Annotated in this window: 21 protein-coding genes and 3 pseudogenes; 15 read left to right on the top strand and 9 right to left on the bottom strand. The window is 38.7% G+C overall.

The window, feature by feature from the left end; all coding sequences use genetic code 11:
- Positions 1 to 5: 5 nt before the first annotated feature.
- Together arsJ and QMA00_RS04945 are read left to right on the top strand one after the other, a co-directional pair.
- The gene (gene arsJ, locus QMA00_RS04950) at positions 6 to 1,226 is read left to right on the top strand and encodes an organoarsenical effux MFS transporter ArsJ (protein ID WP_076921954.1); all 1,221 of its coding nucleotides are present in this window, start codon (positions 6 to 8) and stop codon (positions 1,224 to 1,226) included.
- Positions 1,227 to 1,371: 145 nt separating this feature from the next.
- Positions 1,372 to 3,433, top strand: a pseudogene (locus QMA00_RS04945) (methyl-accepting chemotaxis protein).
- Positions 3,434 to 3,558: 125 nt separating this feature from the next.
- On the opposite strand, the gene QMA00_RS04940 reads toward QMA00_RS04945, so the two are convergent.
- Entirely contained in the window at positions 3,559 to 4,146 is a 588-nt protein-coding gene (locus QMA00_RS04940; protein ID WP_076921955.1) for a TetR/AcrR family transcriptional regulator, read from the bottom strand.
- Between the two features lie 113 nt (positions 4,147 to 4,259).
- On the opposite strand from QMA00_RS04940, the gene QMA00_RS04935 reads away from it, so the two are divergent.
- Positions 4,260 to 4,802 (top strand): carboxymuconolactone decarboxylase family protein, encoded by a 543-nt coding sequence (locus QMA00_RS04935; protein WP_076921956.1) that lies wholly within the window; start codon positions 4,260 to 4,262, stop codon positions 4,800 to 4,802.
- A 104-nt stretch (positions 4,803 to 4,906) separates the two neighbouring features.
- On the opposite strand, the gene QMA00_RS04930 is transcribed toward QMA00_RS04935, so the two are convergent.
- The gene (locus QMA00_RS04930; RefSeq protein ID WP_013462954.1) at positions 4,907 to 5,437 is read right to left on the bottom strand and encodes a hypothetical protein; all 531 of its coding nucleotides are present in this window, start codon (positions 5,435 to 5,437) and stop codon (positions 4,907 to 4,909) included.
- A 51-nt stretch (positions 5,438 to 5,488) separates the two neighbouring features.
- On the opposite strand from QMA00_RS04930, the gene QMA00_RS04925 reads away from it, so the two are divergent.
- Both QMA00_RS04925 and QMA00_RS04920 read left to right on the top strand, forming a co-directional pair.
- Complete coding sequence (locus QMA00_RS04925) at positions 5,489 to 5,848, top strand: DUF1294 domain-containing protein (RefSeq protein WP_076921957.1); 360 nt, start codon at positions 5,489 to 5,491, stop codon at positions 5,846 to 5,848.
- Between the two features lie 219 nt (positions 5,849 to 6,067).
- The gene (locus tag QMA00_RS04920; protein WP_290156238.1) at positions 6,068 to 6,583 is read left to right on the top strand and encodes a DUF6795 domain-containing protein; all 516 of its coding nucleotides are present in this window, start codon (positions 6,068 to 6,070) and stop codon (positions 6,581 to 6,583) included.
- Here the strand turns inward: QMA00_RS04920 and soxR are convergent, their stop codons facing one another.
- Positions 6,584 to 7,042 (bottom strand): redox-sensitive transcriptional activator SoxR, encoded by a 459-nt coding sequence (soxR, locus tag QMA00_RS04915; protein WP_290156254.1) that lies wholly within the window; start codon positions 7,040 to 7,042, stop codon positions 6,584 to 6,586.
- Between the two features lie 98 nt (positions 7,043 to 7,140).
- On the opposite strand from soxR, the gene QMA00_RS04910 reads away from it, so the two are divergent.
- Genes QMA00_RS04910 through QMA00_RS04900 form a run of 3 tightly spaced genes read left to right on the top strand, consistent with a single transcriptional unit; the run spans position 7,141 to position 8,797 of the window.
- Entirely contained in the window at positions 7,141 to 7,605 is a 465-nt protein-coding gene (locus tag QMA00_RS04910; RefSeq protein WP_138621740.1) for an NAD(P)H-dependent oxidoreductase, read from the top strand.
- A gap of 47 nt (positions 7,606 to 7,652) precedes the next feature.
- Positions 7,653 to 8,177: a DsrE family protein gene (locus QMA00_RS04905; RefSeq protein WP_290156234.1), complete on the top strand. Its 525-nt coding sequence runs from the start codon at positions 7,653 to 7,655 to the stop codon at positions 8,175 to 8,177.
- A 2-nt stretch (positions 8,178 to 8,179) separates the two neighbouring features.
- Positions 8,180 to 8,797, top strand: a complete 618-nt coding sequence (locus tag QMA00_RS04900; RefSeq protein ID WP_076921961.1) for a GDSL-type esterase/lipase family protein — start codon at positions 8,180 to 8,182, stop codon at positions 8,795 to 8,797.
- A 35-nt stretch (positions 8,798 to 8,832) separates the two neighbouring features.
- Here the strand turns inward: QMA00_RS04900 and QMA00_RS04895 are convergent.
- Positions 8,833 to 9,141 (bottom strand): annotated as a pseudogene (locus QMA00_RS04895) (TonB-dependent receptor); the annotation flags it as partial.
- Here QMA00_RS04895 and QMA00_RS04890 point away from each other — a divergent pair.
- From QMA00_RS04890 to QMA00_RS04880, 3 genes are all read left to right on the top strand, one after another.
- Positions 9,120 to 10,076 (top strand): MFS transporter, encoded by a 957-nt coding sequence (locus QMA00_RS04890; RefSeq protein WP_356947884.1) that lies wholly within the window; start codon positions 9,120 to 9,122, stop codon positions 10,074 to 10,076. The pseudogene QMA00_RS04895 and the gene QMA00_RS04890 sit on opposite strands and share 22 nt — an antisense overlap.
- Before the next feature lie 15 nt (positions 10,077 to 10,091).
- Positions 10,092 to 11,588 (top strand): trehalase family glycosidase, encoded by a 1,497-nt coding sequence (locus tag QMA00_RS04885; RefSeq protein ID WP_290156232.1) that lies wholly within the window; start codon positions 10,092 to 10,094, stop codon positions 11,586 to 11,588.
- A gap of 103 nt (positions 11,589 to 11,691) precedes the next feature.
- A complete protein-coding gene (locus QMA00_RS04880) occupies positions 11,692 to 12,381 on the top strand; it encodes a LuxR C-terminal-related transcriptional regulator (protein ID WP_013462996.1) in 690 nt (229 codons plus the stop codon).
- Positions 12,382 to 12,433: 52 nt separating this feature from the next.
- Here the strand turns inward: QMA00_RS04880 and QMA00_RS04875 are convergent, their stop codons facing one another.
- From QMA00_RS04875 to QMA00_RS04860, 4 genes are read right to left on the bottom strand one after another with little or no spacing between them, the layout of a single operon-like run.
- Positions 12,434 to 13,207 carry a CsgG/HfaB family protein gene (locus QMA00_RS04875; protein ID WP_076921963.1) on the bottom strand — a complete coding sequence of 258 codons (774 nt, stop codon included), beginning with the start codon at positions 13,205 to 13,207 and terminating at the stop codon, positions 12,434 to 12,436.
- Positions 13,207 to 13,629 carry a curli assembly protein CsgF gene (locus tag QMA00_RS04870; RefSeq protein WP_076921964.1) on the bottom strand — a complete coding sequence of 141 codons (423 nt, stop codon included), beginning with the start codon at positions 13,627 to 13,629 and terminating at the stop codon, positions 13,207 to 13,209. Before QMA00_RS04870 ends, QMA00_RS04875 begins: the two co-directional genes overlap by 1 nt.
- A complete protein-coding gene (locus tag QMA00_RS04865) occupies positions 13,623 to 14,015 on the bottom strand; it encodes a curli production assembly/transport protein CsgE (RefSeq protein ID WP_010389316.1) in 393 nt (130 codons plus the stop codon). Before QMA00_RS04865 ends, QMA00_RS04870 begins: the two co-directional genes overlap by 7 nt.
- A gap of 40 nt (positions 14,016 to 14,055) precedes the next feature.
- Positions 14,056 to 15,561, bottom strand: a complete 1,506-nt coding sequence (locus QMA00_RS04860; protein WP_076921965.1) for a curlin — start codon at positions 15,559 to 15,561, stop codon at positions 14,056 to 14,058.
- Between the two features lie 571 nt (positions 15,562 to 16,132).
- Here QMA00_RS04860 and QMA00_RS04855 point away from each other — a divergent pair.
- From QMA00_RS04855 to QMA00_RS04845, 3 genes and pseudogenes are all read left to right on the top strand, one after another.
- A complete protein-coding gene (locus QMA00_RS04855) occupies positions 16,133 to 18,640 on the top strand; it encodes a S8 family serine peptidase (RefSeq protein WP_076921966.1) in 2,508 nt (835 codons plus the stop codon).
- A gap of 219 nt (positions 18,641 to 18,859) precedes the next feature.
- Positions 18,860 to 19,132 (top strand): hypothetical protein, encoded by a 273-nt coding sequence (locus tag QMA00_RS04850; protein WP_076921967.1) that lies wholly within the window; start codon positions 18,860 to 18,862, stop codon positions 19,130 to 19,132.
- A 92-nt stretch (positions 19,133 to 19,224) separates the two neighbouring features.
- Positions 19,225 to 19,662, top strand: a pseudogene (locus tag QMA00_RS04845) (glycosyl hydrolase family 18 protein); the annotation flags it as partial.
- Positions 19,663 to 19,778: 116 nt separating this feature from the next.
- Here the strand turns inward: QMA00_RS04845 and QMA00_RS04840 are convergent.
- Entirely contained in the window at positions 19,779 to 20,261 is a 483-nt protein-coding gene (locus tag QMA00_RS04840) for a putative 4-hydroxy-4-methyl-2-oxoglutarate aldolase (protein ID WP_036983776.1), read from the bottom strand.
- A gap of 348 nt (positions 20,262 to 20,609) precedes the next feature.
- Here QMA00_RS04840 and QMA00_RS04835 point away from each other — a divergent pair, with 348 nt between their 5' ends.
- Positions 20,610 to 22,073 carry a carbon starvation CstA family protein gene (locus QMA00_RS04835; protein ID WP_013463008.1) on the top strand — a complete coding sequence of 488 codons (1,464 nt, stop codon included), beginning with the start codon at positions 20,610 to 20,612 and terminating at the stop codon, positions 22,071 to 22,073.
- The last annotated feature ends 72 nt before the right edge of the window (positions 22,074 to 22,145 follow it).

Genomic DNA, 22,145 nt, shown 5'->3' with positions numbered 1-22,145 from the left:
TGAAGATGTTTTCGCAAATCGCCAATTTACCATCGGCTTTAAAACAGTATGGCATTATTACGGGTAATTACTGGGCTTTTACACTAACAGATGGCGCACTTCGCATGCTGGTGGTGCTGTATTTTCATCAGTTAGGGTATGGCGCGCTCGCGATTGCCATGCTGTTTGTGTTTTATGAGTTATTTGGGGTTATTACTAACTTAATTGGCGGTTGGTTAGGTGCGCATTTAGGTTTAAATAAAACCATGAACATAGGATTAGGGCTGCAAGTTGTGGCCTTAGCAATGTTGTGTGCACCAAGCGATTGGTTATCGGTAAGTTATGTAATGTTAGCGCAAGCCTTAAGTGGGGTTGCCAAAGATCTCAATAAAATGAGCGCTAAAAGTGCGATTAAATATTTAGTTCCCGAAGGTGACAATCAGCAAAGCCAATTATACAAATGGATTGCTATATTAACGGGCTCTAAAAATGCATTAAAAGGAGTTGGCTTCTTTTTAGGGGGGCTATTACTTACTTTACTAGGATTTGTTGGAGCGTTAGTTGCTTTAATTATGCTTTTAACTATCGCTTGGATCATTAGCTTAGTGTATTTAGAGGGTGATATAGGCAAAGCTAAAAATAAACCAAAATTTAAAGCGTTATTTTCTAAGTCTAGGGCAATTAATTTACTCAGTGCCGCTCGGTTTTGTTTATTTGCTGCTCGTGATGTATGGTTTGTTGTTGCACTGCCTGTTTATTTAGCCTCGCAATTTAATTGGCCACACTGGTGGGTTAGTGGTTTTATGGCACTATGGGTGATTGCTTATGGGGTAGTGCAATCTCAAGCACCAAAAATTACGGGTAAGTCACTTGTCAGTAATGATGCGATAAATAAAGCGTATTACTGGGGGGGAGTATTGGCGTGTGTCACCTTGTTATTAGCTTGTTTGATGCAGTTGAATATAGCTGTAAACACTACGCTAATTGTTGGGCTATTTATTTTTGGTGCTGCATTTGCTATTAACTCATCATTACACAGTTATTTGATTGTCAGCCTTGCTAAAAGTGATGGTGTTTCTTTGGATGTAGGTTTTTATTACATGGCTAACGCTGCAGGAAGACTGGTCGGGACAGTACTTTCTGGTTTTATGTATAAAGTATATGGGCTGCAGGCCTGTTTGTGGGTAAGCGCTAGCTTACTTTTGCTCGTTTGTTTAATCACTCAGCGGTTAACTAAACAAAGTTAGCCGAACACTAAATACTAAAATAAGTCACTAAACGGTATTTCTGAAATATTTTATAGTATGTTCTTTTAATTGGTCTAAACTAAAAAATACATATGTAAGGTAAGGTAATTTTAATACGGGGAAATAGCGTTAGCAAAAAAAGTTATTGTGGATAAGTGTCGGAAGTATACTTTTAACGGTTGTACTATTTTCAGGAATATTATGGTCTAAATTATCATCAAGTAATGCACAAACCTCTTCAGAGGCAGAAGCATTAATTGTCAGTGAAGTAGATGGTCGCTTAACCGCAAATGCAGCCGCATACGGTGAGAAAATCGCGGCATTTATCAATGAAGCTTATCGGATCCCATACTCTCTTGGCAGTATCTTAGAGGACGCCGATAAAACATCCATAAACAGAGAATCTGTCGTTCTACTAAATCGTTCAATACTAGAAAGCAATCATGTGATTTCTAGTATTTACTCACAGTTTGAAAAAAATGGCTTTGATGGCAAAGATAGTGATTTTACCCAAGGGTACGATCACTCAGTTGCTGGAGCTGGCACACTAGAGGTTTATCTAACGAGAAATTCGAACGGCGTTGTTGAACAACAAGTAGTAGAAGATGCCTCAGAAAAATATGTTGATAAAATTAATGAATTCGGTTTACGTGAAGCCGAATGGTACTTGTGTGCAAAAGACAAATTAAAACCCTGTATCATGGAACCCTACCTCTATGAAATAACACCGGGTTATTCTGAAATGATGACCTCTTTAGTGGTGCCTATTATTAAATCAGGCCAGTTTGTAGGGGTAACAGGCGCGGATATTACACTACCTGTATTTCAAAAGCGCTTTACGATGGTAAAGCAAAAGTAACGTTACTTAGTCATTTAGGTTTAATTGTCGGTACGAGCCACTACAAAGAAAAACTAGGTCGCCCTTTAAAAGAAGCGGTTAGCGCTAAAAGTTATGAGAGTTACAAAGCACTAAAAGGTACCAAAGGAACAAACAAGGCGCTGAAATAATCGTGTCTTACCCGATTAAAATTAAGCTTGCTGATGTGAAATGGATGCTGCTAATTGAAGTACCCGCTGAACTTGCCTTTGAAGGACCTATTCAATTAACTGCTGGGATGTCTGAGGCTGCAAAAGAGCTGGGTGTGATTATTTTGATCACGGGAACTGTGATTGCGGTATTGGCATTTATAGTAATGAAACTTGTTGTAGGCAGTGTTGTGGCGCCACTTAAACAAATACAAGAACGTGTAGATAACCTAGCCAGCTCTGAAGGTGATTTAACACAAACACTACATGTTGATACGCATGCTGAGCTTATAGCTTTGGCCGGAGGATTTAATAAGTTTTTATCAAAACTGCGTGAACTTATTAGTGAGCTAAAAGCGGTCTCGGATCAAACCAAGCATCAAGGCGAAGTTACCTCAAATATTGCCGTAGAAACCAAGCATAATGTTCAGGCACAGTTTAAAGAAATTGAAAGTGTTGTGACGGCAATGAACGAAATGAGCGCGACTGCACTTGAAGTGGCAAAAGCTTCTGAGCAATCTGCGCAACAAGCTGATGAAATCAATACCTTAGTGGTTAGCAGCGAGTCGAGTTTATCTTCTGCGATGACCCAAGTTAAAACAATGTCTGAGGAAATCAAAGAAGCCAACCAAGCAGTCGAAAAAGTGGCCTCACGTAGTAATGATATTACGCAAATTTTGGATGTGATCCGAACTATTTCTGAGCAAACAAATTTACTGGCATTGAATGCCCCCATTGAGGCTGCACGTGCCGGTGAACATGGCCGAGGTTTTGCAGTTGTTGCGGATGAAGTTAGGGCTTTAGCGTCTAAAGCTCGCTCATCCACCGATGATATTAGCAGCCTAATTGATAGCTTGTTATCAGAAGTAGGAAATGCCTCAACTGTCATCGAAAAAGGCGTTGTACGTGCTGAAAATGCAGTTGATGAAACTTCTACTGCCTTTGATACACTGCACAGTGTTGTTGTAAAAGTGGATGAAATAACTAACCAAATCACCCATATTGCAACCGCAGCTGAAGAGCAAAGTTTGGTCACTGAAGAAATAAATCGTAATTTAACTATTATTTCTGATGCGGCATCTCAGCTCTCTGATTTATCTGCTCAGGCAGGCGATAGCAGCCAAGAACTCAATAAGTTGGTTGCACAGCAAGACGCTGAGCTGAATAAGTTGAAAACGTAAATTTTTTATTTAGAGTTAAACAAGCGGCTAATTTAATACAGATTAGCCGCTTTTTTATACGCTGAATAATCAAACTGAATATAAAAAGAGTTTATTTAAGCGCAAAGACAAGTCACCCAATAGGATTACAGTTTTTTGATTAGTACAAACATTTGGTTGATCATCGGCATCGCCAAATGCTCGACTGCAGGACGATTAAAGTAACCTCGTAATCCTGTAAATTGCACTTGGAAAAATTGTGCGTATGCAGTTGCAGTTAAATCACCGCTTAGCTCACCATTTTCAATAGCGCGGGTAAACAATGTGGTTAAATAAGATTCAAATTTAGTTAGTAATCCTGCGCTTAACTCACTTAAAGCCGTGTCTTTTTCAGCAAATTCGGTATTTGCTTTTACTAACATACAAATAGCACTTGGACTGCAGTCCTTGGTTTTAATAATTACATTTTCAACAAATGCCCGCAAACCACCTAAAATCGAATCAGAGTTTGCTATAAAGCCCTCGATTTGGCTTTTCATCTGTGCGGTGTAGTCTTTTAAAGATTCGCTGTATAACCCCTCTTTAGAGCCAAATGCAGAGTAAATACTTCCTGGCCGCATATTTATAGCTTCCTGTAAATCGCGGGTAGAAGTAGCATGAAAACCTTTCTCCCAGAACAGCTGACTTGCCACGCGAACAACATGTTCACGTTCAAATTTAATTTTATTGGCCATAATAGTTTCTATTAATTTGAGCGACTGTTCAATTTTAACTTGAGCGACCGCTCAAAATCAAATAATATGTTTCTCAACATGACTTAATACTATTTATTATATAGGAGCAAACTATGGCTGAATTTACCTTATACACGCAAGAAAATGCATCAGCAGAGGCAAAACCTTTATTAGCAGACTCTGTCGCCGCTTTTGGAATGTTGCCTAATCTTCATGCTGTGATGGCTGAGGCACCAACATTGCTAAAGGGTTATCAAGTACTGCATGAGTTATTTCAAAAAACATCGTTTAATGCACAAGAGTTAACGGTTGTTTGGCAATCAATTAATGTTGAGCACGAGTGCCATTATTGTGTGCCAGCACACAGTGGTATAGCCGCTGCCATGAAGGTTGATGAGAATATTGTGGATGCATTAGTCAATAAAACCCCGCTTGCTGATCCTAAACTTGAGACACTTCGTGAGACAACGCTTGAAATGACACGAGAACGTGGTGTGTTAAGTCAGTCACAGCAGGAAAAGTTTTTTGCAGCAGGGTATACAAAACAACAGCTTCTTGAAATTGTGTTGGGTCTTGCGCAAAAGGTGATGAGTAATTACACCAACCATCTTGCAGATACGCCTGTTGATAATGCGTTTAGAAAATTTATAACGTAACTTAAAATCAGTGTTCTAGTTCAAAATCGTAATTATTAATGGCTAGAACACTGTTTTTTAAAGAACTAATACGTTTTTAGGTATTACAAGGCAATAAGTAAAACTTATTTAAACTTTACTTCTTTATTGCTGCGATGGTAGGTGCGAATTTGCGGCTTAGTCCATTCACCTTTTTTTAAATAACTGGTGGAAACAACAAATTGCTCATCCTTGAATTCACTAGTTGATTTAACTTTAGTGATTCCCTCTTGGCTGCCAGTGACGTCTTCATAAGCAACAAATTGTGTTGGGCTCAACACTTTCATGACTCCTTTGGTATAAAAGCCAGCCGTAGTAAAATAATAAAATACTAATGACTGTTTTTTGCGATCATAGAAAATCATTGATTCGCCCCCATACTCACCTTCATTTATAGAATGCGTAGTGCGAATGGCTTTACCATTTAAGGTGCGCTCCCATTTGGTCACATCTTGGGTTGGAAGCGGGTTTTTATCTATATGAAAATCAGCTTGCCAAGTACCTAAGTAAGGAGTGAATACCGCAAGCTCAGGCTCTAGTAAATCCGTTTTATTATTTGCTTGAATACTGAATATACATAGTGAAAACAGCAGCATCGAAGCCTTTAAATATGTCATAATTTAACCTTGGTGTTTCTTTTAATTATCTTCATTATAGGCGATTATTTTTTGATAAAAAGTAGCTTAATTATATTTTCCAGCTTGTTTATAGCCTTATTTTGGTTAGCTTACTTAAATAATGAAGTTGAAATGTACTTACCCATATATGTTTCATCGATCAGCTGTATTACATTTGTATGTTACGCATGGGATAAGCTAAAAGCGGTACAATCAAACCATAAAAAAGTCAGTCGTATACCTGAACGACACTTACATCTATTGGCTTTATTTGGAGGATGGCCCGGTGCACTTATTGCGCAGCAAAGTTTACGACATAAGTCACAAAAGCGAGTCTTTATTGCAGTGCTATGGGTATGTATTGTGGTTAATATATGTTTTCTAGGTTATTTCTGGATGTTTATTTGCTAAGGTATTTAAGTATTAGGTTTTCAGTAATACAAAATGAAATGAGTAACTTCAAAAGTTAATTAAACTTCCTGATTATAGGTTTAGTCGCTTAAAGGATATTAATGGGTTCAATTGTGTTAATGATTTCTAAACGGTTATTTTATTTAGGTTTCAAACATTAATAATGTAGCTTTCAAATACTCAAAAAGTAGTAAAAACATGCATTTTAGGGTTTAAACCATGGAGAGGACTTCGATATCAGCTTTCAAAGCTATTTTACTAGTGATTTTATTTAGTATTACTTCAACACAGGCTTGTGCAGATATGTTTGGTTTTTTTAATAAGCAGGATTTTGTTTTATCGGCTCCGGTAAAAGGGCAATTATTAGATAAAGGGCAGCCTGTTGCAAATACTAAGGTTGTACGCTCGCTCACTTATGGTGATGAATATAAAGATGAAGCAATAACCGATGATAATGGTTTTTTTACCTTTAAAGCGAAAATCATAAAAACAGGTAAACCGTCAAATATGTTTGATAACGAATCACTCGTTCAACATGTTTATTTAGAAAATGGTACGCCTGAGGGCGTTGTTCTTTGGTATACAACCGTGTCTATGTACGAGGGCAGTGATACCCTAAAAAACTTACTCGCTAACTTAGAGTGTGATATTGCCGAAGAGCCACAAACATACGACATACCTATAGAAGAAGCGCCAGAGCATTTCTTTACGATATATGGTGCATGTAAAATTTAACTAATCTCGCTCTAACAAAATGGCACCACTTTGGGTTTCACCTAAGTGGTCGTCTTTGTTATAAATAGGGCACTTACTCATTGATAAACACCCACAGCCAATACAGCCATCAACCCGTTCACGTAGACGTTGCATATAAGCAATGCGCTCATCAAGCTGTGCTTGCCATTGTTTTGAAAGTGCAGACCAGTCTTTTTGGGTAGGTGTGCGCTGCTCTGGTAACGTTGCCAGAGTTTGTTTAATTTCTTCTAGCGTGATCCCCATCGCTTGTGCCGCTTTTATAACTGCGACTCGCCTTAGTACATCTGGTTTAAAGCGTCGTTGGTTGCCACTGTTTCGCCAACTGCGTATTAGCCCTTTAGTTTCGTAAAAGTGCAGTGTAGATACCTTAACGCCACTGCGTTTAGCGACAAACCCAACCGTTAAGTTGGCTCCAGTAAGCTTTTTTTGTACCGCCATCACTTTAATTCCTTTTAAAAATTAAATTATTTCTTATTGACCTGAACTTATCTTGAGGTTTTAAGCTTTGCTCCATCATAAGAAAAGGAGCTAACCCAATGCAAGAAAAATCAGCACACCATATCGCAATCATATATTCAAGTGGTCGTAAAAATGGCAACACTACCGCGCAAGTTAATGCCTATAGTAAGCAACAAAGCGGCATTGTTTTTTGCTTAGATGATTATGTTATTTCACCTTATCGCTACGATAAGCAGTATCACAATGATGATTTTTACAATTTGTTTGAAGTGTTACTTCGCTACGAACATTGGGTGTTCGCATCGCCTGTGTACTGGTATAACACCACGCCACAAATGAAAGCATTTATGGACAGGATCACAGATTACATGGATGATGAGGCGTTAAAACCGAAGCTTAGAACTTTACGTCAAAAACAGTTTTCACTGTTGTCTAATGCCGCATCTCCCTCTGCGCCAGATGCATTTATCGATATGTTTAAACATACCTTTAATTATTTAGGAATGACTTTTAAAGCGCATTCACATGTTCAGGCTAGTTAATCACGTTAAATAGCGTTAGGCTAAACAAAAAGTAAAAAGGATGATGTATGAAAACGTTACTTATTGGCTCAAGCTTACTTTTGGCTAGCTTTAGTACTCTTGCTGCAGAGCCTGCGCCTGTTATTAAAGACTATGGTTATTTTTATAATGTGCCCGAGCATAAATCTGATTTAAGCCAAGCACAGTTTAAGATAGCTTTTGATGTAGGTAAAGGCGCTGAAAAAGGCGCGCAAAATAATCATATTAATTCGTTAGCGCGCTTTATCAATATGCATGTGGCTCATGGCGTTAAGCCGGAAAGTATTCAGCTGGCGCTAGTGGTACACGGTGGAGCCAGTGTTGATGTACTTCAAAACAGCGTTTATAAAGCACGGTTTGAAGAAGATAACAAAACCGAATCTTTAATTAAACAGCTGCTTGCGAATAACACGCAGGTATATATATGCGGGCAGTCGGCAATGCATATGAAGGTAGCTGCAGATCAGCTTATACCTGGGGTGAAAATGGCGCTTTCTGCGATGACTGCGCATGCGCAGTTACAGCAACAAGACTATACGTTGAATCCGTTTTAAACATGAATATTCTTTGTTTTGGCGACTCCAATACCTTTGGTACATCACCCGTTGATGGAAAGCGGCTGCCTGCGCATGAACGCTGGCCGGGCATATTAGCAGAGCTGTTGGGTACAGGGCACCTCGTTATTGAAGCTGGGCAGCCTAATCGTACCTTAGTGAATAACCCGCCATTTAGCGGCGATAAATCAGGCGTAAAGTATTTAAAACCGTATCTGGAAGCGCACACTGTTGATGTTGTTATTATTGCGCTTGGCACCAATGATTTAAAAGCCCGTTTTGCACTGTCTGCTATCGATATTAGCAAAGCGCTTGAGGAGTTGATTTTAGCCATTAAAGCCTTTTATCATTGTAAAACAATACCAAAGATTATCATTATAAGCCCGCCCAAGGTTCATGAAGTGGGAAGTTATAAAAGTATTTACGCAGGTGCAGGTATAAAAGCTGAACAATTATCTATTGAATTTAAAGCCGCCGCTGATCGTCACACGTGTGTATTTTTAGATTGTTACCCGCTGATACAATCTTGCAATAAAGAGGGCATACATTTACCTGTTAGTGAGCATAGAGAGCTTGCTAATAGGTTGACACCTATAATAAAAAAAGCCGCAGTATATTAATCACCGCGACTTTAATTTATTACTTAGGGAGTGTATTAAAATGCGTAACTAACACTTAAGCGTGTTGTACGTGGCATAATGTAACGGCCATTGGGGGCGTCGGCATTGCGCGGGTCGCCTTCAGTGATACCTTGCTCGTCGGTTAGGTTATCTATGGCTAATTGCAGTTTAATGCCTTCCATTGGTTCAATAATTAAACCTAAGTCTACTTTTTCGTAGCCATCAAGTGTCACGGTGTTTTCGTTATTACCAAAGCGGTCATCCACTGCTGACAAGGTACCATATAAAGTGGCATACATGCCGTCTACTTCAAAGTCATAGCTTGGTGTTACACGTACTTGCCATTGTGGGTTGTGGTTTTGCGGTCGTTAAGGTGTCGGTTTATTCAATTATTGGCCAAGTGACTGAGGATGCAAATAGTCACTCATCATTACTAAACACCATAGAAGGCATTTTTATGGTGGGTGTATTAAGTGGCTATTGGGTATTCACCGCATTTATAGACCCTGTTGATAGCAATGCCTGGTTGAATGTTTATTACGTATTAGCAGCGCTTACGCTTTTGGTGATTATCAGTGTCGTAATAGCACCAATAAAACCTGCTATTAAAGGTCAAAAAAGCAACTCTGGTTGGAATGACTTTATTGCTATGCTCAAACTTACCTATCAACCGTTAGTGCTGATTTTTATTATTAGTGCATTTTTGTATGTGTTAATCGAGCAAGGAGTAGGGACTTGGTTGCCTACATTTAATAATCAAGTTTTGCAATTACCAGTAGCCATTAGTATTCAACTAGCGAGTATTTTTGCCGCAGCTCTTGCTTTAGGGCGCTTAGTGGCGGGCCAAGTATTAAAGCATATTCATTGGTTTGTAGTACTTAGCTGTTGTTTAGTTGCTATGGCTGCGTTGATCATTATTACCTTACCACTAACGGAAAACTTACCTAAAAGCGAGGTGAATAGTTTATTTGATGCGCCTCTGGCGGCGTTTGTTTTGCCATTAATTGGCTTTTTTATGGCGCCCATTTATCCGGTACTCAACTCAGTCATGCTCAGTGCGCTTCAAAAGCATCAACATGCTGCAATGACAGGGTTAATCGTTGTGTTTTCAGCACTTGGTGGCACCACAGGGTCGGTGATAACCGGGTATGTATTTGAGCACTTTAGTGGCCAGCATGCTTTTTATCTTTCACTTGTGCCCATTAGTTTAATTTTTATTAGCGTGATTATTTTTAAAAAACGCACCCATGCCATTTCGCAACACGCAGTCAATAGTTAATAGATTAGGACAGTTATGAGTTTTTTTAATAGCCAATTATTTAAAGATGTACAGTCGCAGCACATATTTAGCGACTGTAAAACGTTTGCTGATGCAATAGCGCGTGTTGATTGGCAAAGTGCCTGTAAACAGTATGAGCAAATAGCACCCCTTGATAAAACTCAATTAAGAGACTTTGTTGATGCGCATTTTATAACAACGCCTTTATTAACAATGAAAGGGGCTGCAAATACCACCAGTGTAAAAGGCTACATAAACTCACTGTGGAGCGGCCTTCGACGTGAAGCCGATACACCCAAAGCTAATTCTTTACTCGCTTTAAAGCACAGCTATATTGTACCTGGTGGACGTTTTCAAGAAATTTATTATTGGGATAGTTACTTTACTGCGCTGGGTTTAATTGATGCAGATAAAAGTGATGTAGCAGAAGACATGCTACAAAACTTCATAGACTTAATTAACGATTACGGTTGCATTCCAAATGGTAACCGCAGTTATTATTTATCGCGTTCACAACCGCCGATTTTAGCGCTGATGGTTGATCTTTTATGGCAGCACACTCACAGTAAAACACATAATTTAGCTTGGCTTAAATTGTGTGTTGAAGCTTTAACAAAAGAGCACGCATTTTGGATGCAAGGAGCAGATACACTCAGTGATACGCAAACAAGTGTAAAACGCGTGGTAACAATGCCATGTGGTGGGGTATTAAATCGCTATTGGGATGATGAGGCGGCTCCTCGCGCAGAGTCATTAAAAGAAGACTTAGCGCTTGCATCAGGATTTAGTGATGATAAAAAATCTGAGTTTTATCCTAATATTCGTGCTGCGTGCGAATCTGGGTGGGACTTTAGCTCGCGCTGGTTAGCCGAGTCAAACTTACTAAGCTCAATTCAAACGACAGATATTGTATCTATAGATTTAAATTGCCTACTGTACAATTTAGAAAATCAGCTTAGTGAATGCTTTAAATTGCTTGGCAATGAGCAACAATCACAAACGTACAGCGACTATGCTGTAAAAAGAAAGTCACTTATTAATCAATATCTTTGGAGTAATGAGCAGCGTTTTTTTGTTGATTATAATCATAAGCTATCTAAGCCGTCTGCTATTTTAAGTGCAGCGGCAAGTACCCCGCTTTTTGTTAATTTAGCCTCGCAACAGCAAGCTGAACTGGTTGCAAACGTATTGAGCGAGCAGTTTTTAAAAGTAGATGGTATTGTAACAACGGTTGTTGATACTCCACAGCAATGGGATAGCCCGAATGGCTGGGCTCCATTACAATGGTTTGCGGTAAAAGGCTTGCGTAATTATGGTATTGATCAATTAGCTACACGCATAATGAAAAACTGGCTAACAATGGTAGAACAAGATTTTATTGAAAATAAATGCTTGCTCGAAAAATATAACGTATGCACACCGCAACAAAAAGCTAGCGGGGGTGAATATCAAGTACAACAAGGATTTGGTTGGACTAACGGTGTTACATCACGCTTTTATACACTTTTATAGGGTAACTAAACTCATTGGCTTATACCAAAAGAGCATTGTGTTTTGTAGTTAATTTAGGTAATGTGGCGATTGTTGTAAATCTAATGTTTCAAGGATGAGTTATATGTTGCAAAAAAGCTCGGCTTTTATTAAGACAACGCTTCAATCGTCTTTCCATTCTCAAAACTACACAGTTATTTTAAGAACACTTCAAGCCATTTTTGGTGATATAAAAATGGACAGTACTATCCCACATATTGATCAGCGTGGTGCTTATGACATTTTTCTAATTGATGGCTCTCAAAATGATTGGCAGGACTTGATCCCAGCAGATTTAATTTGTTTGGCTAAACAGTATAAAGTTGTGCTTTTTAATGTAGAACTAGAGCAAGTATGTGAAAAAAACTTATTACTCAATCATTTTAATGGGGTATTTTATAAATCGGCAGCAGCAGAAGATATATTTAAAGGCTTAGTAAGAATTTCTACTGGTGAGCTTTGGTTTACTCGTAAAGTAATCTCTAAGGCCTTTAATGATATTCTAAGTGTGGCCTCTTCGTTTAGCTCCTTAAGCGAAGATATCACGTTAAATGAAGCTGACTATAAGCATTTAACTAAACGAGAAAAGTCGGTTATTCATTTAATTGCACAAGGAGCGAGTAATAATAAAATAGCGGACAAACTAAATATTAGCGACCATACTGTTAAAACTCACCTTTATAGCGCATTTAAAAAAACTAATTCGCGTAATAGAGTTGAATTGGCCAATTGGGCGCAAAGATATATTTCAGTATTATTACCCGTTGAGAGCTAATCGTTATTTGCTTGGCCACATCAATGACGTTGTGGCCATCTGCAAGAGTAGGTTAAGTTGCCTGTTTAGCCCATAAGCCTTTATCAATACCTTTGGTGATAAGATCTGTAAGCGCCTTTTCTATTGCTTGCGTTACGCAAATGCTCATTGGTTCATTATCACTAAAGCCCGCCTCAGCTTCCGCCAGACGTTTATAGCTAACATACCTAAAAAAACCTGCTCGCATTTCTTGGCTCAATACTTTTTTGCTGGTGGCTACTGATAACAATACCTGGCCAGTTCTAACATCTACGGCACGTAAATAGATTGATATTGCATCTTCACGATATAGCTCTGATGCGCCAATACCAAAATATTCCATTCCTAAGCCACCCGTTTTTACATTGGTGTCGTAACTAATTATACCGCCTTCTAAAATGATTTTCGCAGTGGTTAACGGCGGTAGCTCGCCTTGATTAGGATTAGTCGCTTGTGCCGCTCTAATTATTTTTCTCTCTGTTAAAATATTTTGTAGACCCTCACGTTCAACCGGCGTAAACCAGTCAGACTCATGTAATGCTTGCACTAGAATAGAGTTTGCACCTTGAGTTACGGCCGTTGAAAACGAACTAACATTAGTTTGTGGTTTATATTGACCGGTTTGATCGCGAAATGAATAAACCGAGACTGGAATGCTGCCCGCAGGTTTAGGTAAGCTTTTTAAATCAGAAAAAACATCTGTTGGCTCTAACGTTACCGCACTTTGTTTTGATGGAGGAATTAAATTACCCATGGTAGAGCAACCACTAAGAGAAAGAGCGATTGTTATTATAATTACTTTATACATTATCCAAACCTCGGAACTTCAATGATCACCACAGAGTCATCAATTATGTTTGTTATTTTTACAGTGATTGTGTCGGTTGTGCTGGTGATGACTTCTATTTGATAATCACCACTCATAAATATAGAGTCTTGGTTAAAAATACTGTCTTCAATATTTTCGCCAAAGGCCATATCTGTTATTTCTCTAACCATACGGTTTAAGTATGTTCGCTCTAATGAGTCTTGAAATTGCTCTGCATACCCTTTTTCGACAACCGGCGCTTTATGTTTATTTTGTGCTTGTGCCTTACTAAGTAACATATTGGCATTGAGTGGATTACCGCCAAAGCTCGGGTTAATAGGGGTATAAATAATTTCAGTAGCGGAGACTGAAAAGCTTAAAGTTGTTATTATTGTTAATGCTATTTTTTTCATTGTTACCATCCATTTAATGCCATATCAGGAGAGGAGACTTTCATATTGGAACGCGCCATGGCGTCTATAACTGTGTAAACAGCTTGTTCTACACGTTCATCAAGTGGCTCTAGTCTTCGCCCTAAGTATGTTGCATAAACAACTTGATTATTCATTATTAAGGTTAATTTCGTACCTGCTTTTGGAATGACGGTTTCTTTAATCTCTATATTAAAGCCAGCGGTAGAGGGGAGATCTCGCCAGTAATTAGAAAATTCGTAATAAAACTGATGACCAAAGCGACTAATACTACGATCGAGCAATAAACCATCTATCTCTAGGTCATCAGCAGCCGTTACCACTGGTGAACAAAAGAGTAAAACGGCAAGTAAGTAGGTGTGTTTTGTTTTTATCATAAAGAAAAAAGGGAGAGTCAATCTCCCTCTCATTTATCAATTACATTTGTGTAATTGTTGTTGTATTGCCATCACCCAATTGAGTAACAGAAACAGTGCTATTAAAACCAATAACAGCGCCTTCAACAATATTATCATTACCAGTTTGAGTAACATTAAATGCTACATTTTCACCACCGAGTAAAAATGCTGAATCATCAGTTCCAATAACCCAGTTTCCAAAACCTTCTTGTGAAATATCAACGCTATGACCACTTCCTTCAACCATCATATCCACAAGGTTGATGTCGCCATTTTGGGCAATATCAATTTGGTTTGAGTTACTATCTAAGATACCAGCAAGAGTTACGATTGCTTCGTTTTGATTACCGACTTGATTAACATCAATATCGTTATCGTTTGAAGTGAGAGAAACATCAGGGTATGAAGACTGCACTAAAATTGCGTTTTCATCACCGGCTTGAGTTAGATTAACGTCATTGTTTGAGCCATTAAAGTTAGCTAAATGAACCGAGTTAAAATCACTAACCTGGGTTACTGTAAATTCATTATTTGAACCAATGACACCCATGTATGCTTCATTAGTGTTACCAACTTGCATTGCTGTAAGCTCATTGTTATCGCCCATTAGCTCAGTAGTCGCAAGGTTTTCATCACCAATTTGATTAACTGTTACTTCATTGAATGAACCGTCAAAAAGACCAGACTCAATAGCATTATTCGAACCTTCTTGGTCTAGTTTTATTTCATTATCATTACCAGTAACGGCTGCAAAAGTAATGGTATTGTTATCACCGCTGCTTTGTTCAATAGCTATTTCGTTGTCATCACCAGCAATATCAGTAAATGTAATGATGTTACGTGAACCATCCTGGCTAACGTCAATCTCATTTTCGTTACCGCGTAATGAGCCTATTTTAAATTCATTCCAGGTGTCTGTTTGTTCAATTTCAATAATGTTTTCATCGCCTGATAAGCTAAGTACTTCAAATTCTTGCCACATACCAGACTGAGATGAAATAATTTCGTTACCGTTACCTCTCATGTCCATATTGTAAAACCAGTGACCGCCATTTCCTTGTTCTACGTCAATATTATTGTCGCTACCAGTGATAATATTGATTGCTTCATTGTTTTGAAATAATCCTTGGCCGAATTGAGAAACATAAACGCCGTTGTTATCACCCGTTATGCGCGTAATGAAACCATTAGCAACACCATCTTGTGCATAAGTTTGTTGGTTGTTATCACCTGTTGTTTCAACTTCGGCGTAATTACCATTTTGTAATTGAGCTATTTTAACATCGTTGTTGTTACCGATTTCAGTAGCTAGTGCAGTATTGCCATCGCCATCTTGAGAGACTAATGCCGTGTTGTCAGAAAATGATTGCTTAACTGTTACAGCATTCTCAATGCTACTTACAGATACTTTAGCTGCAAGCTCAGAAGTTGAACCTGCTTTTGTTTCTGTGTTTGCGTTTGCTGTAAAGCTGGCGCCCATTGCAATTGCAATTGCACAGCTTAAAAGTGATTTATTCAATTTCATTATTATTCTCCTTGAAAGATAAAATAAAATACCTTGATTATTTATTAAGTTTTAAAAAGGTATTTTCGTTGCAGCATGCCGTGCTGCCATTAATGTGTGATTAGCTTTTTATTCTTAAACGTAAAATGCTGTTTTAAATATGAACTAGGGTTTGGTCATTAGTACTTGGTAAGGTGGTTTGCCATTCACTAATTCATAACTGCTCAGTCAATGTATTCTTCAATGAGTTCATTTTGAATCATCTTTTTTAATGATAATTTAAATCTATAAATTTCAATTGCTTACCCGTTTAATTTGTATTTTCTATCTATTTACATCAAAAACCAGTAAAAAATAATGAGTTAATACCATGTTAAAAATAAGTTATTTAATTCATTAAAATGGCTGCTATTAATGTTTTTTTTACTGTATTTCTAGTTAAAAATAATGGTTTTGTTCCTGATTTTGCTTTTTTTACTTGAGTTATTGACTGATTAACCGTTTTCTTAACGCTTGCCACGTGATTACTTAAATTCATAAACGTAAATATTTCGCTTAGTAAAGCTAAGTTAACTTAATTACGGATAGAACAATGAAAACAAAATTATCTATTATTACACTTGCACTTTTACCTTGTTTAGCTGCGGCTAAATTGCCTGATGTTAACAGTACAACTCAAAAAGTAACTGCGAGCAGTGACTCGATTATTGTTAAGTATAAAAAGAATGCTTCGCCGGAAATGCGTAAGCAAGCTCGTTCGTTAGTAAAAGCCAAAATATCTGATCTAAATAACGATGAAATTGATGATAACTTCACCTCGTTATTTTCTGGCCGCCTCGCAAAATTTAAAATATCAGGAATGAGCGCTAAAGAAGCAATTGACCGCTTAAAATCTCATCAAGCTATTGAGTATGTTGAGCCTGATTATCGCGTGAGCATTGCAAGTGCAACTAATGACCCTCGTTTTGATGATTTATGGGGCTTAAACAACGAAGGCCAAACTGGTGGCACGGCTGATGCCGATATTGATGCACCAGAAGCATGGTCAATCTCTACTGGTAGCCGTGATGTTGTCGTAGGTGTTATTGATACCGGTGTAGATTATAGCCACCCTGATCTAGCTTCGAACGCGTGGGTAAACAGCGGTGAAATTGCTGGTGATGGTATCGATAATGACGGTAACGGTTACATTGATGACGTTCACGGTATTAATGCGATTACTGATGCTGGCGACCCAATGGATGACCAAGGCCATGGTACACACGTATCGGGTACAATCGGTGCCAGTGGTAACAATGGTGTCGGTGTTGTTGGTGTAAACCATGATGTTTCTATTGTTGGTTGTAAGTTTTTAGCCGCAGATGGTACAGGTTCTACCTCTGGTGCTATTAAGTGTATCGATTACATGGTTGGCCTTAAAAATGCAGGAGTTAATCTGCGTGTGTTAAATAATAGCTGGGGCGGCGGTGGTTTTAGCCAAGCGTTAGCTGATGCGATTACGGCTAGTGAGCAAGCTGATATTTTATTTGTTGCTGCTGCGGGTAACGATGCGGTTGATAACGATCAAAATCCACACTACCCATCTAACTATGAAAACGACAACGTATTATCGATAGCAAGTACTGATAGCAGAGATAATATGTCTAGTTTTTCTCAATGGGGCCTAACAAGTGTTGATATGGGCGCACCTGGCTCAGGTATTTTGTCGACCGTTCCTGGTAATAGCTATGCTACTTATTCAGGTACATCTATGGCAACACCGCATGTAGCTGGTGCTGCTGCACTTGTACTGTCAGTTAATCCTGATTTAACAACACTAGAGCTTAAAGAATTACTTATGTCTAGTGGTGATGCTAATGCAGCATTAAATGGTAAAACGGTTGCAGGTACACGCCTAAATGTTAATCAAGCGCTAATAGATGCTGATCCAACTCCAGGCTTTAAATTATCTGTATCGCCGGTTTCTCAGCAAGCGACTGTAGGTGATACGGTTACTTATACCTTTACGATTGGTTCAATTTCACAATGGGAAGGTGACGTTTCACTGGCTTTAGCTTCAGATCTTTCAGGTGCATCACTAAGCGCAACTACTGCTCGTCCGGGCGATGAAGTTGTTCTAACAGTTGCAACTAACAGCGATACTCAGTGGGGAAATTACGACTTTACTGTAACTGCGACATCAGACGAGCAAGTTAAAGAACAAACTGTTAGCTTAATGCTTCAACCTGCTGGTTTAAATGACTTTACTTACAGCAGTGATGAAAACATCGCTATTCCAGATAATTCTCCAGAGGGCGCAAGCTCGGTTATTACGGTTGCTGATGATTTAACTATTTTTGGCACCACTGCTGATGTAGATATTACGCATACTTGGTCTGGTGACTTAGTACTTACGCTTATTTCAGCGCAAGGTACAGAAGTAACTTTACAAAGCAATGAAGGTGGCAGTGCAGACGATATTGTTAAGTCATTTACATCAAGCGTATTTAATTCTGAAGTGGCAACTGGAGATTGGACACTTCATGTTGAAGATACAGCTGGTGCAGATACGGGTAATATCAATGGTTGGTCACTTACATTTAGCGCTATCGGTGAGGTAAGCCCACAACCACCACAAGCTGGCTTTAGTGTTTCAGCACAAGGTTTAACTGCTACATTTGTAGATACAAGTCGTGATGTAAATGATGACATTTCACAGTGGAGCTGGAACTTTGGTGATGGTTCAACATCAACAAACCCAAATCCTACACATGTTTACGCTCAGTCAGGAAGTTATGAGGTTGAATTAACCGTAACGGATAGTGAAAATAACTCAGATACATTCACTCAAACAGTGGTTGTTAGTGATGTTGAAATTGAATTGAGCTTAAAACGCGCTAACAAGTCACGTCTTGATACTATGCGTGTTGAGTTAAACTGGGCAGAAGTAGGGGCTGAGTCACTTAGCTTATACCGAAATGGCGAACTAGTAGATACCGTATCGGATAATGGCCGTTACCGTGATTACTTACGTAAAGCAACATTACCGGCATACGACTACCAGTTATGTATATCTGAAAACGTATGTTCGAATATTATTACGGTTTCATTTTCTGAATAAAACGTTTACCCCTTAGACATCCAAAGCCCAGCAATGCTGGGCTTTTTTATGGAATATCCCTTCTTAACTTTATAGTTATAAATAATTAGTTAATTTTATAATGTAACTATTTTGTATGTGTTTTTGTGCATTGTTTTCTTGGTATTTACGATATCCATGTTAAGTTTGTACCTGAAAGGTAAAAAATAATGAGTATAAACATCGTTAATGAAGGAGCCAATGAGCTCACGTAAAATAATAACAAATGCCTTTAATCTAAGTGCTTTATCGTTAAATTTTCTTAGTTTAAATGTACACGCGTCTATTGATTGCAGTGCGTTAGAACAGTGGCAAACAGGCCAGACACACGTTGCTGGAGATCAAGTGCAAGTGCAAGCGTATGAAGCTAGCTGGTGGACACAAGCCAATCCAGTGGAGAATGCTGGTGATTATAAAGATTGGAAAATTCTGGGTGCATTTGACAACGCTGTCATTAAAATGAAATTCCCTTAATTATCGAGTTAATGCCAGCAGACGGTTTTCAACTAACCGATAAAGACAGCGTTGTCGTATCGACGCAAGCAATTGATAACGATGGAGAGGTAACCACCGTTGAGTTTATTGAAAAATATGAATTTGACGGCGTTGATATTGATTACGAATACCGATCTTCAATGAACGACTCAGGTCACCCCGATGATTTTCCTATTTCCAACGCGCGCCGTGCAGAATTGAATGCCTCATACCAAGTGCTAATGAAAAAAGTACGTGAAGAGCTATATCGTGCAGGTGAAGCCGCAGGTAAGCACTATTTACTCACTTTTGCGTCTCCATCTTCTGGTTATTTATTACGAGGTATGGAAACCTTTCAAGCGGTTAAATATCTGGATTATGTAAACATTATGTCTTACGACTTACATGGCGCATGGAACTCACATGTAGGGGACAATGCTGCCTTATTTGACACCGGTTTAGACTCATAATTAACACAATGGAACGTATACGGCACTAAAGAGTTTGAAGGGATTGGTTATTTAAATACCACGAGCCAGGCGTAACCGATGTATGGTTAGCACTTTAATGTAAAACCTTAATGTTAGATTTTATATAAAGCAGCTTTCGAGCTGCTTTTTTTATCGCGAACAGTCACTTTTATTGTTCAAAACAAGGCTTTATTACTAATAATTAATCCATTGACATCAGCATACACCCAATCACCGGTATTAATTGTGGTGTTTAACATATTAACCGGGTGATCTTTGGCACCTAAACCGCGCTTAGTGGTGCAGCGCGGCGTAGCGCCTAGTGCCATCACGGGTAAATCAAGCGTGGCAAGAATTTCAATATCGCGGCAGCAACCATTAATAATAATGCCTTGCCAGCCATTTTTTAGGGCTCGCTCTGCAATCATATCGCCAATGAAGGCAAAACGTTTACTAGCAAAGCCATTCACAACCAACACTTTGCCTTCACCATTTTCATGTAATATATTGCCAGCAAATGAGTTATCGTCTGGGCAGGTGACAGTCACTACTTGACCATAAAAGAGAGTTTTATTACCAAAGTGTTGCAAGCCACTGTCAGCGACTTGCACATGGTCGCGATGTTCATCGTATAAATCGGGCGTAGTAAACTGTGTCATTGAGGGCATCCTTGTTTTTTGTAAAGCCACGTAGGCCAACGGCAGTACATTTAAAGTAGTAATAATGTTTATCGTAGGCTAATTAATCATTCAGGTGTAGCTATTGTTGCAAATTGGCGTATAGATTTTAGTCGCAATATAAGTACTTTTAACGTTTTTTAACGCTTTTTTATAAGTAACTTATGCTGTTACTTAGTTTTATTTTTTGAATAAATTTGATTTTGCCAGAGCATTAGCCAAACGTCTCATTGTTGCGTGCTTTTTCATATGCTACGTTCAATTGTTATTTTAAAATTTGGGCTGTAATAATTGGCCCTATACACACATACAAAAAGAGAAGCGTGCTTTATGATCATCTTTTTTATTTGCCTAACTATTTTAATATTAGGCTATAAGTTTTACAGCCCGTTTGTTGAAAAGCAAGCGGGCATGGATTCAACGGTCGACACACCACAAAAACGCTTTAGCGAAGGTGTTGATTACGTTGCAATTCACCCTGTTCGTGCATTTTTGATTCAATTTTTAAATATAGCAGGCGTAGGCCCCATATTTGGCCCAATATTGGGTGCATTATATGGTCCGGTTGCGCTTGTATGGATTGTGCTTGGTAATGTTTTGGGTGGCGCTGTACACGACTTCTTCTCAGGAGTAATGAGTATAAAAGAAGACGGTAAAAGCTTACCGGAAATAGCTGGGCACTACTACAACGTTGTATTTAAAGGCTTTATGCTTATTTTTACTGCGATGCTACTATTTTTTGTTGGTGTTGTATTTATTATGAGCCCGGCAGGATTATTAAGTAACCTTGATATATTTAAGGATACAATATTTGCAAATAATACCTTTTGGGTTTTGGCCATTTTAGCTTACTACTTTTTAGCCACGTTATTACCCATTGATAAAATCATCACTAAGTTTTACCCTATTTTTGGTTTGTTAATGATCGTAATGACAGTAGCTATTGCGGTATCACTGCTAATAAACGCACCGCATTTACCAGTAGCGGGCGACTTTTTAGCATACTTTGAGGCTGATCACGCTCATGACTTCTTAGCACCAAATCCTGATGGACTGCCCACTTGGCCGCTGCTATTTATAACCATTACCTGTGGTGCTATTAGTGGTTTTCACTCAACGCAAGCCCCTATTATTGCCCGTTGTTTAACCAACGAAAAATACGTACGCCCAGTTTATTATGGTGCGATGATGTGTGAAGGCATTGTAGGTTGTGTTTGGGCATTAGCGGGTATTGCTGCATTCCCTGAAGGCTATGCGGGTTTAAAAGCTATGCTTGATCTTGGTGGCCCAGGTTTGGTGGTTAACCATATTGCAAACAGCTACTTAGGTGTATTTGGCGGTATTATGGCAATTATTGCTGTTGCTGTTTTCCCTATTACCTCAGGCGATACGGCGTTTCGTTCACTGCGCTTGACTGTGGTTGATGCGTTTAGTATTCCGCAAAGTTTACGTAATCGTTTATTGCTAGCAATCCCTATTTTAACCATTGCCTACTTTATGACTAAGCTCGATTTCTCTGTGATTTGGCGCTACTTCGCATTCTCAAATATGCTGCTTTCTACCAGTGTGTTGTGGCTTGCGACCAAGTACTTATTTGACCGTGGTACATTCCACTGGATCACTAGTATACCAGCAGTAATCGCTACAGCAGTGACCTTGTCATACATAATGACCGCGGCAATAGGGTTAAACTTATCAAGTGATTTAGGTAAACCGATTGGTGCAGCGGTGGCTGTTATAGGGTTTATTGTATTAGCTGTTGTGCATTCAAAGCATAAAGTGCGTACGGCTTAATAAATCGTAATCTTAAAAATGTAAAAGCGAGCCTTATTAAGGCTCGCTTTTTTTATACTTGATCGCCAATCG

The sequence above is a fragment of the Pseudoalteromonas sp. APC 3694 genome, from assembly GCF_030407565.1.
In the GTDB taxonomy this organism is placed as follows: Bacteria; Pseudomonadota; Gammaproteobacteria; order Enterobacterales; family Alteromonadaceae; genus Pseudoalteromonas; species Pseudoalteromonas tetraodonis.
The sequence above is the reverse complement of the archived record's forward strand: the minus strand, read 5'-3'. Positions and strand labels throughout refer to the sequence as shown.